Source organism: Micromonospora sp. IBHARD004, from assembly GCF_052814115.1.
Genome location: NZ_CP199934.1, coordinates 3,652,875 through 3,666,700 on the forward strand (window position 1 = coordinate 3,652,875; position 13,826 = coordinate 3,666,700).

16 protein-coding genes are annotated in these 13,826 nt (G+C 72.8%); 7 read left to right on the forward strand and 9 right to left on the reverse strand.

All coding sequences use genetic code 11. The features are described 5' to 3' along the window. Positions 1–2: 2 nt before the first annotated feature. Positions 3–1,421: an RtcB family protein gene (locus tag ACTWO6_RS17885; RefSeq protein ID WP_446214967.1), complete on the reverse strand. Its 1,419-nt coding sequence runs from the start codon at positions 1,419–1,421 to the stop codon at positions 3–5. Positions 1,422–1,498: 77 nt separating this feature from the next. Between ACTWO6_RS17885 and ACTWO6_RS17890 the strand changes: the two genes are divergently transcribed. Beyond that, positions 1,499–2,305 carry an SDR family oxidoreductase gene (locus ACTWO6_RS17890; RefSeq protein ID WP_446214968.1) on the forward strand — a complete coding sequence of 269 codons (807 nt, stop codon included), beginning with the start codon at positions 1,499–1,501 and terminating at the stop codon, positions 2,303–2,305. Between the two features lie 42 nt (positions 2,306–2,347). Here the strand turns inward: ACTWO6_RS17890 and ACTWO6_RS17895 are convergent, their stop codons facing one another. Continuing rightward, positions 2,348–2,938, reverse strand: coding sequence for a helix-turn-helix domain-containing protein (locus ACTWO6_RS17895; protein ID WP_446214969.1), 591 nt, complete (start codon positions 2,936–2,938; stop codon positions 2,348–2,350). Between the two features lie 48 nt (positions 2,939–2,986). Between ACTWO6_RS17895 and ACTWO6_RS17900 the strand changes: the two genes are divergently transcribed. Continuing rightward, on the forward strand, positions 2,987–3,832 hold the full coding sequence (locus ACTWO6_RS17900) for a class I SAM-dependent methyltransferase (protein ID WP_446214970.1): 846 nt from the start codon (positions 2,987–2,989) through the stop codon (positions 3,830–3,832). Positions 3,833–3,949: 117 nt separating this feature from the next. Here ACTWO6_RS17900 and ACTWO6_RS17905 read toward each other — a convergent pair whose 3' ends face one another. The 5 genes from ACTWO6_RS17905 to ACTWO6_RS17925 all read right to left on the reverse strand — a co-directional run bounded on the left by ACTWO6_RS17905 (position 3,950) and on the right by ACTWO6_RS17925 (position 10,032). Further along, positions 3,950–5,047 carry an ABC transporter ATP-binding protein gene (locus tag ACTWO6_RS17905; protein WP_446214971.1) on the reverse strand — a complete coding sequence of 366 codons (1,098 nt, stop codon included), beginning with the start codon at positions 5,045–5,047 and terminating at the stop codon, positions 3,950–3,952. Continuing rightward, on the reverse strand, positions 5,044–6,114 hold the full coding sequence (locus ACTWO6_RS17910) for an ABC transporter ATP-binding protein (RefSeq protein WP_446214972.1): 1,071 nt from the start codon (positions 6,112–6,114) through the stop codon (positions 5,044–5,046). Before ACTWO6_RS17910 ends, ACTWO6_RS17905 begins: the two co-directional genes overlap by 4 nt. A 15-nt stretch (positions 6,115–6,129) precedes the next feature. Continuing rightward, a complete protein-coding gene (locus ACTWO6_RS17915; RefSeq protein ID WP_446214973.1) occupies positions 6,130–7,119 on the reverse strand; it encodes an ABC transporter permease in 990 nt (329 codons plus the stop codon). A 57-nt stretch (positions 7,120–7,176) separates the two neighbouring features. Then, positions 7,177–8,925: an ABC transporter substrate-binding protein gene (locus ACTWO6_RS17920; RefSeq protein ID WP_446214974.1), complete on the reverse strand. Its 1,749-nt coding sequence runs from the start codon at positions 8,923–8,925 to the stop codon at positions 7,177–7,179. A gap of 63 nt (positions 8,926–8,988) precedes the next feature. Next, complete coding sequence (locus ACTWO6_RS17925; protein WP_446214975.1) at positions 8,989–10,032, reverse strand: ABC transporter permease; 1,044 nt, start codon at positions 10,030–10,032, stop codon at positions 8,989–8,991. 306 nt (positions 10,033–10,338) lie between these two features. Between ACTWO6_RS17925 and ACTWO6_RS17930 the strand changes: the two genes are divergently transcribed. Further along, on the forward strand, positions 10,339–10,521 hold the full coding sequence (locus tag ACTWO6_RS17930; protein WP_446214976.1) for an SSI family serine proteinase inhibitor: 183 nt from the start codon (positions 10,339–10,341) through the stop codon (positions 10,519–10,521). A gap of 41 nt (positions 10,522–10,562) precedes the next feature. Here the strand turns inward: ACTWO6_RS17930 and ACTWO6_RS17935 are convergent, their stop codons facing one another. Then, positions 10,563–11,198: a hypothetical protein gene (locus tag ACTWO6_RS17935; RefSeq protein WP_446214977.1), complete on the reverse strand. Its 636-nt coding sequence runs from the start codon at positions 11,196–11,198 to the stop codon at positions 10,563–10,565. Positions 11,199–11,364: 166 nt separating this feature from the next. Between ACTWO6_RS17935 and ACTWO6_RS17940 the strand changes: the two genes are divergently transcribed. The 3 genes from ACTWO6_RS17940 to ACTWO6_RS17950 all read left to right on the forward strand — a co-directional run bounded on the left by ACTWO6_RS17940 (position 11,365) and on the right by ACTWO6_RS17950 (position 12,873). Continuing rightward, positions 11,365–12,255, forward strand: a complete 891-nt coding sequence (locus tag ACTWO6_RS17940; protein ID WP_446214978.1) for a pentapeptide repeat-containing protein — start codon at positions 11,365–11,367, stop codon at positions 12,253–12,255. A gap of 97 nt (positions 12,256–12,352) precedes the next feature. Further along, complete coding sequence (locus ACTWO6_RS17945) at positions 12,353–12,589, forward strand: preprotein translocase YidC (RefSeq protein ID WP_446214979.1); 237 nt, start codon at positions 12,353–12,355, stop codon at positions 12,587–12,589. 53 nt (positions 12,590–12,642) lie between these two features. Next, positions 12,643–12,873 (forward strand): hypothetical protein, encoded by a 231-nt coding sequence (locus ACTWO6_RS17950; RefSeq protein WP_446214980.1) that lies wholly within the window; start codon positions 12,643–12,645, stop codon positions 12,871–12,873. A gap of 147 nt (positions 12,874–13,020) precedes the next feature. Here the strand turns inward: ACTWO6_RS17950 and rnhA are convergent, their stop codons facing one another. After that, the gene (rnhA, locus tag ACTWO6_RS17955) at positions 13,021–13,497 is read right to left on the reverse strand and encodes a ribonuclease HI (protein ID WP_446214981.1); all 477 of its coding nucleotides are present in this window, start codon (positions 13,495–13,497) and stop codon (positions 13,021–13,023) included. On the opposite strand from rnhA, the gene ACTWO6_RS17960 reads away from it, so the two are divergent. Further along, a complete protein-coding gene (locus ACTWO6_RS17960) occupies positions 13,390–13,764 on the forward strand; it encodes a serine hydrolase (RefSeq protein WP_446214982.1) in 375 nt (124 codons plus the stop codon). The genes rnhA and ACTWO6_RS17960 overlap by 108 nt on opposite strands. The last annotated feature ends 62 nt before the right edge of the window (positions 13,765–13,826 follow it).

A 13,826-nucleotide genomic window follows, 5' to 3' on the forward strand; every position in this document is an offset into this window, starting at 1 on the left:
CCTCAGCCCTTCACGACGCCGATGGGGACGAGCCGTGCCACCCGCCGGCACAGCCCGGCGCCCTCGGCCGCCGCCACCACGGCGGTGATGTCCTTGTAGGCGGCCGGCATCTCCTCGGCCAGCCCGCGCCGGGACGCCCCGCGCACCGCGATGTCCTGCGCCTCCAGCTCGCGCCGCGGGTCGTGCCCGCGTTCCGCCTTGGTGGCCTGCTTGCGGCTCTGCACGCGGCCCGCGCCGTGGCAGGTGGAGGCCCACGCCGGAGCGCCGGGGACGCCGGTGAGCACGTACGAGCCGGTCCCCATCGAGCCGGGGATGAGGACCGGCTGGCCGACCCCGCGCAGGTCGTCCGGCAGGTCGGCGTGGCCGGGCGGCAGCGCCCGGGTGGCGCCCTTGCGGTGCACGCAGAGCCGGCGCGCCGCGCCGTCCACCTGGTGCGTCTCGATCTTGGCGAGGTTGTGCGAGATGTCGTACACCAGGTCCAGGTCACTGCCGGTGACCCGTTGGAAGACCTGTCGGGCCGCGTGGTGGAGCAGCTGCCGGTTGGCCCGGGCGTAGTTGGCCGCGGCGGCCATCGCGCCCAGGTAGGCCCGCCCCTCGTGGGACGAGACGGGGGCGCAGGCGAGCTGCCGGTCGGGCACGTGGATGCCGTACCCGCGCATCGCCTTCTCCATCTCGTGGACGTAGTCGGTGCAGATCTGGTGGCCCAGCCCGCGCGACCCACAGTGGATCATCACGCAGACCTGGCCGGCCCGCAGCCCGAACGCGCTGGCCACCGCCTCGTCGTAGACCTCCTCGACGACCTGCACCTCAAGGAAGTGGTTGCCGGAGCCGAGGCTGCCGACCTGGCGCGCGCCGCGCTCCACCGCCCGTTCGCTCACCTGTGCCGGGTTCGCGTCGTCGACCGCGCCGTAGTCCTCGCACCGGTCCAGGTCCCGTTGGACGCCGTACCCCCGCTCGACGGCGTACCGGGAGCCGCCGCGCAGCACCGCGTCGAGTTCGGCGCGGTCGGTCAGGTGCCACACCGCGCCCTTGCCCATGCCGCGCGGGGTCGCCGCGCCGAGGCCGTCCATCACCGCGTCCAGCCGGGGCCGCAGCGCGGCGCGGTCCAGCTGGGCGGTGAGCAGCCGCACCCCGCAGGAGATGTCGAAGCCGACCCCGCCGGGCGAGACCACCCCGCCGTCCTCGATGTCGGTGGCCGCGACCCCGCCGATCGGGAAGCCGTAACCCCAGTGCACGTCCGGCATGGCGTACGAGGCGCCGACGATGCCGGGCAGGGTGGCCACGTTCGCCACCTGGTCCAGCGACTTGTCGGCCCCGGCGTCCGGCAACAGCGAGCGGGAGGCGAAGACCACGCCTGGAACCCGCATCGGATCGTGCCGGTCGATCCGGAACCGGTACGGCGACTCCTCGACCAGCTCCATGCCGCCCCGGCTACCCCGGCCCGGAGCGGTTACACCCGACCTGGTTGAGCTCGTCCGGTCCGGGTAGTGCGGCCAGCATGCCCCAGCGTTGCGAGGACTACCCGAGGACCGCGGTCGTCACCGGCGCGGACTCCGGGATCGGCAAGGCCAGCGCGGTGGCGCTCGCCGCGGCCGGCTTCGACATCGGCATCACCTGGTACGGCGACCCGGCGGGCGCCGAGCGTACCGCCGCCGAGCTACGCGGGACCGGCCGGCGCTGCGAGGTCGCCGAGCTGGACCTGACCCGGCTGCCCGACGCCACCGCCGTGGTGGACGAGCTGGCCGACCGGCTCGGCGGGATCGGCGTGCTGGTCAACAACGCCGGCACCGGGATGGCCACGCCCTTCGTCGACGTGGCGTGGGCGCAGTGGCGGGAGGTGCTCAGCATCGACCTGGACGGGCCGTTCCTCTGCTCGCAGCGGGCCGCCCGCCGGATGCGGGCGGCCGGCAGGGGCGGCCGGATCGTCAACATCACCAGCGTGCACGAGCACGCGCCCCGGGTCGGCTCGTCGGCGTACTGCGCGGCGAAGGGTGGGCTGGGGCTGCTCACCCGGGTGATGGCCCAGGAGCTGGCGGCGGACGGGATCACCGTCAACGCGGTCGCCCCCGGGGAGATCGCCACCCCGATGACCGGGCAGGAGGACGTCGACCCGTTCACGCAGGAGCGCCCGGGGGTGCCGGTCGGGCGGCCGGGGGACGCGCGGGAGATCGCCGCGGTGGTGGCGTTCCTCGCCTCGCCCGCCGCCGCGTACGTGACGGGGGCGTCGTGGGTGGTGGACGGGGGGATGCTGCTGATGGGTCCGCAGGCCGCCGCCCTGCCGTCTGACGACTGGCGGTCGGTCTGAGGTTGCCGCGACGGGGGCCGGCGCCTCCACCCGCGGCCGACATCACCGCTGCGGGGCGTCGTCGGGGGCGTGCAGGTGGGCCCGCTCCCCGTCGTGGTCGAAGATGGTGAGGATCTCCACGGGGCCGTCATGGGCACCGATGGCGTGCGGGACCATGGTCGAGAACTCGGCGGCGTCGCCCGCCCGGATCAGGATGGTCCGCTCACCCAACTGCAGTCGGGCGGTGCCGGACAGGACGGTGAACCACTCGCGGCCGGGGTGCACTCCCAGGTGCTCCGCGCCGGTCGGCCGCTCGGGCGTGATCCGCATCTTCGCCACGGTCACGCCGTGGAGAGCGCGTTCGCGGGACAGCAGCCAGGTCGTCAGCCCACGGGTGTGAGTCGGCTGCGGTCGGATCACCACGTCCTCGTCGTCGACGGCCTCGACGAGCTGATCGAGCGTGGTGCCGAGCGCCCGGGCGATGGGGACCAGCTGGTCGAGGGCGATCCTGCGGTGCCCGGTCTCGAGGCGGCTCAGGGTGGAGGGGCTGAGGTGGCAGCGGGCGGCGAGGGCGTCCAACGACCAGCCGCGGGCCAGTCGAAGGCCGCGGATGCGCTGGCGGATCACGGCGTCCAGGACGACTTCTTGCGTCATACGCAAGAGTGTATGCCGTATGCGCACAGGGCGGTTAGCGTTGCGGGCATGGCACACCACTCTCCCCACCATCGCCACGCCGGGCCGGCACACCACGACGAGGCAGGGCTGGCGGACCTGCTGGACCTGGACGCGGAGGTGCTCGGCCCGTACCTGGACGAGGTGACCGCGTGGGTCGGGCGGCACGCCCCGGACGCGCCGCGCACGGTCGTCGACGTGGGTGCGGGCACCGGCACCGGCAGCCAGGCGCTGGCGCGCCGGTTCGGCTCCGCCGCGGTGGTCGCGATCGACAGGTCGGCAGTGATGCTCGACCGCCTCCGCGCGGCGGCGACCGAGCAGCGGCTGGGCGACCGGCTGCGCGTGGTGCGGGCCGACCTGGACGTCGCCTGGCCCGAGGTCGGCGCGGCGGACGTCGTCTGGGCGGCCTCGTCGCTGCACGAGGTCGCCGACCCGGACCGGGTGCTCCGCGACGTCCACGCCGCACTGAACCCCGGTGGCCTGCTGGTGGTCGTCGAGATGGACGCCCTGCCCCGCTTCCTGCCCGACGACGTCGGGCTGGGCCGGCCCGGCCTGGAGTCACGCTGCCACGAGGCCCTGGCGCAGGCGGGCTGGAACGCGCACCCGAACTGGCGGCCGCACCTGGCGGGGGCCGGTTTCGAGATCGCCGCGCAGCGCAGCTTCACCGTCGAGGCGACCCCGGCGCCGCCGAGCACCGGGCGCTACGCGCACGCCTACCTGCGCCGCATCCGCTCGGCCGTCGACGGCCGGCTGGCCAGCGACGACCTCGGCACCCTCGACCGTCTCCTGGCGGAGGACAACCCCGACAGCCTCCTGCGCCGCCGCGACCTGACGGTCCGGGGCAGCCGGACCGCCTGGGCGGCCCGTCGCCCCTGACCTCGCCCGCGCCGGGTCACCGCCGGCCGTCGCCTGCTCGCCGGAGTCCCGGCCGTGGTCGCCCCCGGGCTGGCCGCGATGGGCCAGCAGGCCCGTCCCCGGTGGGTCGACGCCGGGTCACCCCAGCGTCTCCGCGACATCGGGGGCGGCGGCGACCGGGCCCTGCTCCGGGTAGTGGCAGGCGGTGAGTTGCCGGCCGCCGTCGCGGCTGACCAGGGCGGGTTCCTCGATGGCGCAGCGGTCCTGGGCCTTCCAGCAGCGGGTGCGGAACCGGCAGCCCGAAGGGGGGTTGAGTGGGGTGGGCACATCCCCGGTCAACCGGATCCGCCCGGCGGGGCCAAGGGTGGTCACGTCGGGGATCGCCGACAGCAGCGCCCGGGTGTAGGGGTGCTGGGGGCGTTGGTAGATGTCGTCGCGGTCACCGATCTCGACGATCTTGCCCAGGTACATGACCGCGACGCGGTGGCAGAAGTGCCGGACCACGGCCAGGTCGTGGGCGATGAACACGAACGCCAGGTCCAGGTCGCGTTGCAGGTCGCGCAGCAGGTTGATCACCTGCGCCTGGATCGACACGTCCAGGGCCGAGACCGGCTCGTCGGCGACGATCAGCTTCGGCCGCAGGGCCAGGGCGCGGGCGATGCCGATGCGCTGGCGCTGCCCGCCGGAGAACTCGTGCGGGTACCGGTTGTAGTGCTCCGGGTTCAACCCGACCAGCTCCAGGAGTTCCTGGACCCGCTTCCTGATCCCGCCGGGCGGGTTGATGCCGTTGACCTGCAGCGGCATCGCCACGATCCGGCCGACGGTGTGTCGCGGATTCAACGACGCGTACGGGTCCTGGAAGATGATCTGCAGGTCCTGCCGCAACGGCCGCAGCTCACCCCGCCGCGCATGGGTGATGTCCCGCCCCGCGAACTCGATCGACCCCGCGGTCGGCTCCAACAGCCGCACCAACATCCGACCCGTCGTCGTCTTCCCACACCCCGACTCCCCGACCAGGCCCAGGGTCTCCCCCGGCCGGACGTCGAGGTCGACGCCGTCCACGGCCCGCACCAGGCCCCGGCTGCGGAACGCGCCGCGGACCGGGAAGTGCTTCGTCAGGCCGCGGACGCGCAGCAGCGGCTCCGCCTCGGGCCGGGCCGGCCGGTCGCCGGCGGTGGTGAGCACCGGGCCGGCCGGGATGCCGCCGGCCCGGCCGGCGCCGGACTCCGTGCTCATCTGGCCACCCCCACCTGGGAGATCTCATCGCGGTAGATGCGTTGCCGTTCGGCCTCCGGCAGGTGGCAGGCCACCAGGTGACCGCGCTCGACCACCTGCCTCAGCTCGGGCACCTGGGTGAAGGAGCGGTTGCCGTTGCGGCCGGCGTAGCGGCAACGCGGGTGGAACGCGCACCCCGACGGCAGATTGATCAACGACGGCGGGTTACCCGGGATCGGCACCAGGTCCGCGTCCGCGTCACCGCGCAACGACGGCACGCTCGACAACAACCCCCATGTGTACGGATGCTGCGGCCGCCGCAACACCTGCTCCACGCTCCCGTGCTCCACCGCCCGGCCGCCGTACATCACCAACACGTCGTCGGCCACCTGACTGACCACCCCCAGGTCGTGGGTGATCAGGATGATCGCCGAGTGGAACTCCGCCTGCAGATCCGCCAGCAGGTCCAGGATCTGCGCCTGCACGGTCACGTCCAGGGCGGTGGTCGGCTCGTCGGCGATCAGCAGATCCGGATCGTTGACCAGAGCCATCGCGATCATCGCCCGCTGCCGCATCCCACCCGAGAACTCATGCGGAAACTGATCGAACCGCCGCGCCGGCTGCGGAATCCCCACCCGACCCAACATGTCCACCGCCCGCTGCCGAGCCTCCCGCTTCCCCGCCCGCCGGTGATGCACCCGATACGCCTCAGCGATCTGCTTACCCACCGTGTAGTACGGATGCAGCGCCGACAACGGATCCTGGAAGATCATCGCCATGTCCCGGCCCCGCAGCCGCCGCACCTCCTCCTCCGGCAGACCGACCAACTGACGGCCGCCCACGGAGATTCCGCCGGAGATCCGGGTCCGCCGCGCGTCGTGCAGGCCCAGCACGGCCAGCGAGGTCACGCTCTTGCCCGAGCCGGACTCCCCCACGATGCCCAGCGTGCGGTCCCGGTCGACGGCGAAGGAGACCCCGTCCACCGCGCGGACCACCCCGTCGGTGGTGTCGAAGTACACCCGCAGGTCGTCGACCCGCAGGTAGGGATCCCCACCCTGCCGGGGCGCGGGTACGTCCCTTCCGGTCATCACCTGCTCCTCTCGTCAGCTCAGCCGGACCCGCGGGTCGATGACGGCGTAGAGCACGTCGACCACGATGTTGGCGACCACGATGAAGACCGCCGCCAGCAGGACGGTAGCCATGACCACCGGCAGGTTGAGGAACTGCACCGCCTCCACGGTGGCCTTGCCCAGCCCCTGCAGGCCGAAGATCGTCTCGGTGATGAAGGTCCCGCCGAGGCTGGTGCCGATGTCCAGACCGGCGATGGTGACGATCGGCGTGATGGCGGCCCGCAGCGCGTGCCGGGTGTGCACCTGCCGCGCCGACAGCCCCTTGGCCCGGGCGGTGCGGACGAAGTCCTCGGAGAGGGTCTCCAGCATCTGCGCGCGGGACAGCCGGGCGTAGAGCGCCGAGTTGAGGAACCCGAGGGTCATCCAGGGCAGCAGCAGCCCGACCGCCCAGCGGGCCGGGTTCTCGGTCAGCGGCGTGTAGTTGGGGAACGGCAGCAGCCCGGTCGAGTAGACCAGCAGGTAGAGCAGGATCAGGCCGAAGAAGTAGACCTGCATGGACGCCCCGGCCAGCGTGACGCCGATCGCGGCCCGGTCGAAGACGGTCCCCCGGCGCAACGCCGAGACCATGCCCAGCGACACGCCGAGCAGCAGCCAGATCACCGCGCCGCCGAAGACGATGCTGAAGGTCACCGGGGCGCGCTGGGTGATGATCTCGGTGACCGGCTGGTTGTTGCGGAACGAGTAGCCCAGGCAGGGCGCCGGGCACTCCTGCCGGAAGTCCCCCGAGCCGTAGGTGCGGCCGACGGCGATGCCCTGGACGAAGTCGACGTACTGCCGGGGCAGCGGCCGGTCGATGCCGAGGCGCTGCTCCACCTGGGCGATGTCCTCGGCGGTGCAGTTCTTGCCGCACATCACCTTGGCCGGGCTGCTGGGCACCGCGAAGAACAGCCCGAAGGTGACCAGGCTGATGACGGCGAGGGTGACGACCGCGACGAGCAGTCGCCGGACGATGAATCGGAACACGAACACCTCCCCGGGGGCCCGGGGTGGGGGCGGCATTCGCGCCGCCCCCACCGTCGGTCACTGCTTCACGTAGATGGTGTTGAGCTGGATGATGCCGAAGGCGTCACTGAGGAAGGCGTTGCCGATCTTCGATCCGCGCAGCTCGTAGGTGGCGTCGTAGTAGCAGGGCACCACCGGCGCGTGCTCCCGCATGATCTTCTCGTCCAGGGCCATCCAGGCCGCGTCCTGCTCGGCCGCGGGCAGGTTCCGGACCCGGTCGATCTCCCCGTTCACCCCGGGCTCGTTGAGGTACGAGAGGTTGTTGTTGCCCTCGGGCCCGATCTCCCGACCGTCGTAGAGCGGCGGGATGACCGTCGAGCCGGTCGGCCAGTCCGAGCCCCAGCCGCTGAGGTAGAGGTCGTACGGGTTGTTCTTCCGGCCGATCTCGTCGTAGTAGCTGCTCTGCTCGATGGGCTTCATGACGATGGTGAAGCCCATGTCGGTGAGGTTCTTCCGGATCGCCTCGGCCTGCTGGGTACGCAGTTCGGTGTTGGCGTGGGCCAGCACCAGCTTCGGGCCCTTCCCGCTGAGCAGCTCCTGCACCTTCTGCTTGTCACCGGTCACCGGGGCGTTGAAGACGTCGTACTTCTTCCAACCGGCGGTGGTGGGCGACATCAGCGTGGTGGCCGGTGAGCCCGCGGCCTGCCCGCCGATCGCCTTGAGCGCGGCGTCCTTGTCCACCGCGTAGTTCAGCGCCTTGCGGACGTTCAGGTCGGTGACCCGCTGGGTGTTGATGTCCAGCACCCAGGTGTACTGCGTCGGACCCTTGATCACCCGCTCGGCGACGGTGCCGGAGGTGGTGCGGGGCAGCACCGCCGGCGGCACGTCGGTCCAGCTCAGCGAGGCCTGGTCGGCCGGCGCGTCGGCCACGAGGCGCTCGGCGATCTGCGCCTGCTCCAGGCCGAACGTCACCTTGATCGCGTCCGGGTAGGCGGTGCGCAGCGGGTCGGTGTTCGGGTCCCAGTTCGGGTTGCGCTCCAGCTCCAGAGCCACGTCGCGCTGGTAGGACTTCACCCGGTACGGGCCGGACGAGAAGGGCCGCAGGTCGTAGTTGGCCCGGGTGTCCTTGGCCGCCGGGACCGGGGCGCTGGTGGGCAGCGCCGCCGCGTACGGCATGTCGCAGTGCGGCTCCTGGAAGGTGAACCGGATGGTCCGGTCGTCCGGCGTCTCGAGGCCCTCCGGCGCGGGCCTGCCCCCGTCGTACGGCCCCTGGTACTTCGCGTTGTACGCCCCGCCCGGGTAGAGCCACTGCTGGATGTAGTGCGGCCCCTCGTTGAGGTTGGCCGAGAACGACCGGGCGATGCCGTACGCGACGTCCTTGCTGGTCACCGGCGAGCCGTCCTCGTACTTCACCCCCTCGCGCAGGGTGAACTCCCAGACCTTGCAGTCCTTGTTCACGTCCTTGCCCGGGTCGGTGGCCAGGTCGCCGACGAGCAGCAGCTTGCCGGTGCCGTCCTCCTTGTAGCCGTTCAGCGACCGGTAGATCAGCCCGCCGGTGACCTGCTGGACGTTGACGTAGTTGCGGGCCGGGTCGAGGTGCTCGAAGTCGGACACCTGCATGACGGTCAGGGTGCCGCCCTTGGCGGCCCCGTCGACCGCCTTGGCCGGTCCCTGGTTGTCGGCGGCGTCGTAGGAGATCGAGCCGGTCTGCGTCTTCGCCTTGTCGTCGTTCCCGCCACCGCCGGAGTCGGTGGTGGGGCTGCAGCCGGCGGCGACGAGCGCCGCGGCGAGGACCCCGTAGGTCAGGGTCCGGGTTTTCGCTCGCATGGTGTGCTCCCTTCCCGCCCGGCGGCCCCCGCCGGCCGGGCGTACGTGCCTGATGGCCGGGGGTTACCGGGTCGACCGGGGATCCAGCGAGTCCCGCAGCGCGTCGCCGAACAGGTTGAACGCCAGGACCAGCAGGAAGATCGTCAATCCGGGGAACAGGGTGTACCAGGGGTCGCTCGCCACGTAGCCGACGCTGCTGTAGATCATCCGGCCGAGGTCCGGGGTGGGCTCCGTGACGCCGATGTTGACGAAGGCCAGGGCCGCCTCGACCGCGATGAACTGCGGCACGTTCAGCGAGACCGTGACCAGGATGGGCGCCCAGATGTTCGGCAGCAGTTGCCGGAACAGGATGTGCCCCGTGCCGGCGCCGGCCGCCCGGGCCGCCTCGACGAACTCCCGCTCGCGCAGGGATATCACCTGACCGCGCACCAGCCGCGCGGTGTACGTCCAACTGAACAGCCCGAAGGTGGCGATGATCAGCGCCACCCGGAAGGCCGGCGGCGGGGCCTCCCGGTCGGTGTAGAAGCGGTCCTCGAGGATCGGGATGACCGCGAGCGCGAAAATGAGGAACGGGAAAGCCAGGGTCACGTCGATCACCCAGTTCACCGCGCTGTCCAGCCAGCCCCGCGCCCAGCCGGCCACCACGCCCACCGCCACCCCGATGAGCGAGGCCAGCAGGGCCGAGGCGAAGGCGATGAACAATGACGTCCGCAACCCGTACACCAACTGGAGCAGGATGTCCCGGCCACTGCCCGGCTCGAGCCCGAGCCAGTGCTCGGCGCCGATACCTCCGGCATAGCCGATCGGCATTCCGAAATCGTTGAGACGATCGACGAACTTGTCCGTCGGATCAATTCCGGTCAGCCAGCCGAGCAGCGGCGCGCAGACCGCGACGACCGCCGCGACGACAAGGGTCAGGGCGCTGGCGCGGGCCGTCCGGTCCCGCTTGAGCCGCAGCCAGGCGAGCTGATTCGGCGAGCGCCCGACGATCTCCCGACGGTCGGTCGACGGCGGCGGATCGGCCGGCGAGTTGACCTCGACGGCCGGGTCGGCCACGGTCGCGTCACCGGCGGCGGAGAGCGATGGCGGGTGGGACATGTCGCTCATGACGGGCCCCCTCGGCGGCGACGAATACGTCCTTCTCACCGAAGGTAAACCGGATTTCCAGAGCGCTATGAATCGTTCCGGTAACGGCGGGATCGGTTGTCAGCGATCGACAACGATCTGGTTTCGTGAATGACGCTGTGCAATAACGACGGGATTCGGTTGTCATCCTTTCGGCCAACTGCCCGGCGAGGTGGAAAGCCATTGACGGTGGGCCCCTGGTTTGGTTGTCAGCCGTTCGGACAAGGTCGAGGAAAACGGGCCCCGCGCGACGGCCTGCACCCGGACCCGACGACCGCCTGCCGGCTCGTGGCGCGGGTCGACGGCGACCTCGCCGCCCTGGACGTGGAGCCGGGCCCGTGCACGCTGGAACACGCCCCGCTCACCGTGCGCGCCGTCGGCTTCTGGCACGACCTGCCGGTGTCGTACACCCGGACCTTCGACGACCGCTGCGCGCTGCGGCGCGGCACCGGCGCGCTCTTCGAATTCTGACCGGCCGGCGGCGCCCGCGCCCGCGCGGTCGCCGCCACCGCTCAGCCGAGCGAGATGGAGGCCCGCTGGATGTACGCGACCTGCGCGCCGAAGGCCACCAACGCCACCGCCACCCCGACCGCGACGGCCACCGTGGCTGAGCCGCCCGTCAGGCCGGTCAGCAGGGTGGCGGCCAGCCCGATCAGCAGCGCGTTGACCGCCCCGACCATCGCCGCCGTGGTGAGCAGCAACTGCCAGCGGCTCGGCCGGTTGCCGACCGCCGCCCAACCGGCGCGCTGCAGGTCCCCGTCGAGGACCGCGTCGGCGAAGAAGTCGCGCTCGCCGGCGAACTGCCGGTGGTAGTAGGCGCGGATGCGCTGGATGCGCTGGAGATCCAGCTCGTTCTCCACCATGGTCTGCACCAGCCGGCCGAAGGTGAACAGGCCGGTGATCACCAGGGTCGGCACCACCGCGCCGAGGTACGGCTTGAGCAACTGCCCGCTGGTCGAGACGAAACCCAACCCGATCAGCGCGGCGGAGAGCGTGGTCAGGAACACCGTGGCCCGGCCGACCGACTCGGCGATCGTGGCGCTGCGGGAGGTCTGCAGCACGAAATGCTCGGTGGTCAGGGCGGTGAGCAGCGCCTGCTCCCGTGCCTGCTCGTCCATCCCGCCGCCCTTCGTGCCGGTTACGGCCACGATACGAAGGTCCGGGGCGACGGCGTGGGCGAACGGACGGCACGACCGGCCGGGGCGCCCGGGCCGCCGGGATCGCCTCCGGCGGGTGGGCGGAGAATGGGTCCGGTCGCGGCCACCTCGCCGCGGGCACCCTCAGCGACTCCGAGCGGCGGGAGGCCGGTTCAGCGTGGCGGGCAAGACGGAAGAGCAGTCGTCGGCGACCGTCGGCGGACGGGAGCTGCGCGCGGACTGCGCGCGCTGCTTCGGGCTCTGCTGCGTCGCGCCCGCCTTCTCCGCCTCCGCCGACTTCGCCCTCGACAAGCCCGCCGGGCAGCCCTGCCCGAACCTGGGTCCGGACTCCCGCTGCGGCATCCACCGCGACCTGCGCCAGCGCGGCTTTCCCGGCTGCACGGTCTTCGACTGCTTCGGCGCCGGCCAGCAGGTCGCCCAGGTCACCTTCGGCGGGCGGGACTGGCGGACCGACCCGGCGACGGCGCGCCGGATGTTCGACACCTTCGCGGTGATGCGGCCGCTGCACGAACTGCTCTGGTACCTGACCGAGGCGCTGGCCCTGACCCCGCCCGGTCCGCTGCGCGACGACCTGACCCGGGCGCTGGAGGAGACGGGTCGGCTCACCGACGGCACCCCGGAGGAGCTGCTCGCCCTCGACGTGGACGCCCACCGGGGTCGGGTCAACGCGCTGCTCTCCCGCGCCGGGGAGCGGGCCCGGGCCGGCCACGCGGGCGCGGACCGGCGCGGGGCGGTGCTGATCGGGGCGGACCTGCGCCGGGCGGACCTGGCCGGGACGAACCTGCGCGGCGCCTGCCTGATCGGCGCCGACCTGCGCGGCGTGGACCTCGGCGCGGCCGACCTGACCGGCGCGGACCTGCGCGGGGCGGACCTGCGCGGGGCCGACCTGAGCGGCTGCCTCTTCCTGCACCAGTCGCAGCTCGACGCGGCCGGCGGCGATCACCGTACGGCCCTGCCCGCCGCACTGCGCCGCCCCGCGCACTGGTCGCTCACGGTGACGCCGGCCCGCCCCCGGACCGGACGCCCGGACGCGCGCCGCCGGCGCTGACCCCCGCCGCCGTGGGCGGTGACGTTTCGCCGCGGTGCCGTCGGGTAGCCGGAACTGCCGCCGCCATCACTGCGTCGGCGGCACCAGGGAGGCGACCGTGGGATATCGGGCACGGCAGGGCAAGCAACCGGTCGATCCGGCGCACGCCGAGGACGAGGCCGGTCAGGCCCGGTTGGTCCAGGTCGGGGCGGACACCGACGTCCCGGCGCCGGACGACGGCGCGCCGAAGCCGGACGTGGTCACCGAGGACGACGGCTCCGGGGTGGCCGGCGGCGCCGCGGGCAGCAGCTCGGGCGGCTCCGGCATGGCCGGGCACCCCGACGCGCCCCGCTGATCGGCCCCGGCCGGACGACGTTTGCCGTCGCCGGACGCGGGCAGGAGGGCGACATGACGAGTGAGCATTCCTTCGGCCGGGCGGAGACCGACGAGCCGGACGGTGCGACCGCGTACCAGGCGTCGCTGCGGGCACCGGGCGACTCCCTGCGCTCCACCGACGACACCGGCGACGACTTCGCCGACCTGCCGGCCGAGGAGGCGCGACCCGCCCGGGAGACCAGCCGGGCCGGCTACGACGTCGACGCCGTCTCGGGCGCCGGGGACCCCAACGCCGAGGAGTGACCCGACCCGGAGCCGGACCCGGGTGACGGGCCCCTGGAAGCGGTGCCGCTCCGCCGCGTCCAGCGGGTGACCTCCGGGCGGCGACTGTCGGTAACGAGATCGATCCACTACGTTACCCATCGCCCGGACTCGACACAACCCGTCGCCTCACCGGACGGCGGCCACCTCCGCCCGGGCCTCGGTCATGCCCCGGTTGGCCAGCGCGTCGGCCCGCTCGTTCTCCGGATGGCCGTTGTGCCCCTTCACCCAGAGCCAGGTCACGTCGTGCCGGGCGCAGGCGGCCTCCAGCCGCTGCCACAGGTCGGCGTTCTTCACCGGCTGCTTCGCGGCGGTCAGCCAGCCGTTGCGCTTCCACGAGGCCAGCCAACTGGTGATGCCGTTGCGCACGTACGTGCTGTCGGTGTGCAGCCGGACGGTGACCGGCCGGGTCAGGCTCTCCAACGCCTGGATCGCCGCGGTCAGCTCCATCCGGTTGTTGGTGGTCGGCGTCGCCTCCCCGCCGCACAGCTCCCGCTCGTGGTCGCCCCAGCGCAGCAGCACGCCCCAGCCGCCGGGGCCGGGATTGCCGCTGCACGCCCCGTCCGTCCAGATCTCCACGACCCTGCCGGCCGCCGCCTCCACCATGCCCGCAACCTACCGGGTACGCCGGCTGGCGGGACCACCCGACCCGCGTACGGCCTGCGGCACGCGCTCACCCACACCGCCGGGGTGCCGGCGCTGCCCGCCGACGTGACCCCGGCCGGCTTCGCCGACTGGGAGCGGATGTGCGCGCTGGTCGCGGCGGCGCGGCCGCGCTGGGCGCCCGGCGAGCTGGTCGCGGTGCGCAACCGGCTCGGCGCGGGCGACGGGGACCCGATGGAGGGCCTGCGGACGCTCATCCGTGACGGGTGATCGCCGGATCGGCCTGAGTGGACCGGGGCGGGGCGGCCCCGGGGTGGGTGCTGAGGATGCCC

Excerpts from the sequence above, each read along its gene's own strand:
- ACTWO6_RS17905 (WP_446214971.1), bottom strand. The coding sequence starts at position 5,047 with ATGAGCACGGAGTCCGGCGCCGGCCGGGCCGGCGGCATCCCGGCCGGC.
- ACTWO6_RS17950 (WP_446214980.1), top strand. The coding sequence starts at position 12,643 with ATGACGAGTGAGCATTCCTTCGGCCGGGCGGAGACCGACGAGCCGGAC.
- ACTWO6_RS17885 (WP_446214967.1), bottom strand. The coding sequence starts at position 1,421 with ATGGAGCTGGTCGAGGAGTCGCCGTACCGGTTCCGGATCGACCGGCAC.
- rnhA (WP_446214981.1), bottom strand. The coding sequence starts at position 13,497 with ATGGTGGAGGCGGCGGCCGGCAGGGTCGTGGAGATCTGGACGGACGGG.
- ACTWO6_RS17890 (WP_446214968.1), top strand. The coding sequence starts at position 1,499 with ATGCCCCAGCGTTGCGAGGACTACCCGAGGACCGCGGTCGTCACCGGC.
- ACTWO6_RS17900 (WP_446214970.1), top strand. The coding sequence starts at position 2,987 with ATGGCACACCACTCTCCCCACCATCGCCACGCCGGGCCGGCACACCAC.
- ACTWO6_RS17920 (WP_446214974.1), bottom strand. The coding sequence starts at position 8,925 with ATGCGAGCGAAAACCCGGACCCTGACCTACGGGGTCCTCGCCGCGGCG.
- ACTWO6_RS17910 (WP_446214972.1), bottom strand. The coding sequence starts at position 6,114 with ATGACCGGAAGGGACGTACCCGCGCCCCGGCAGGGTGGGGATCCCTAC.
- ACTWO6_RS17925 (WP_446214975.1), bottom strand. The coding sequence starts at position 10,032 with ATGAGCGACATGTCCCACCCGCCATCGCTCTCCGCCGCCGGTGACGCG.
- ACTWO6_RS17895 (WP_446214969.1), bottom strand. The coding sequence starts at position 2,938 with ATGACGCAAGAAGTCGTCCTGGACGCCGTGATCCGCCAGCGCATCCGC.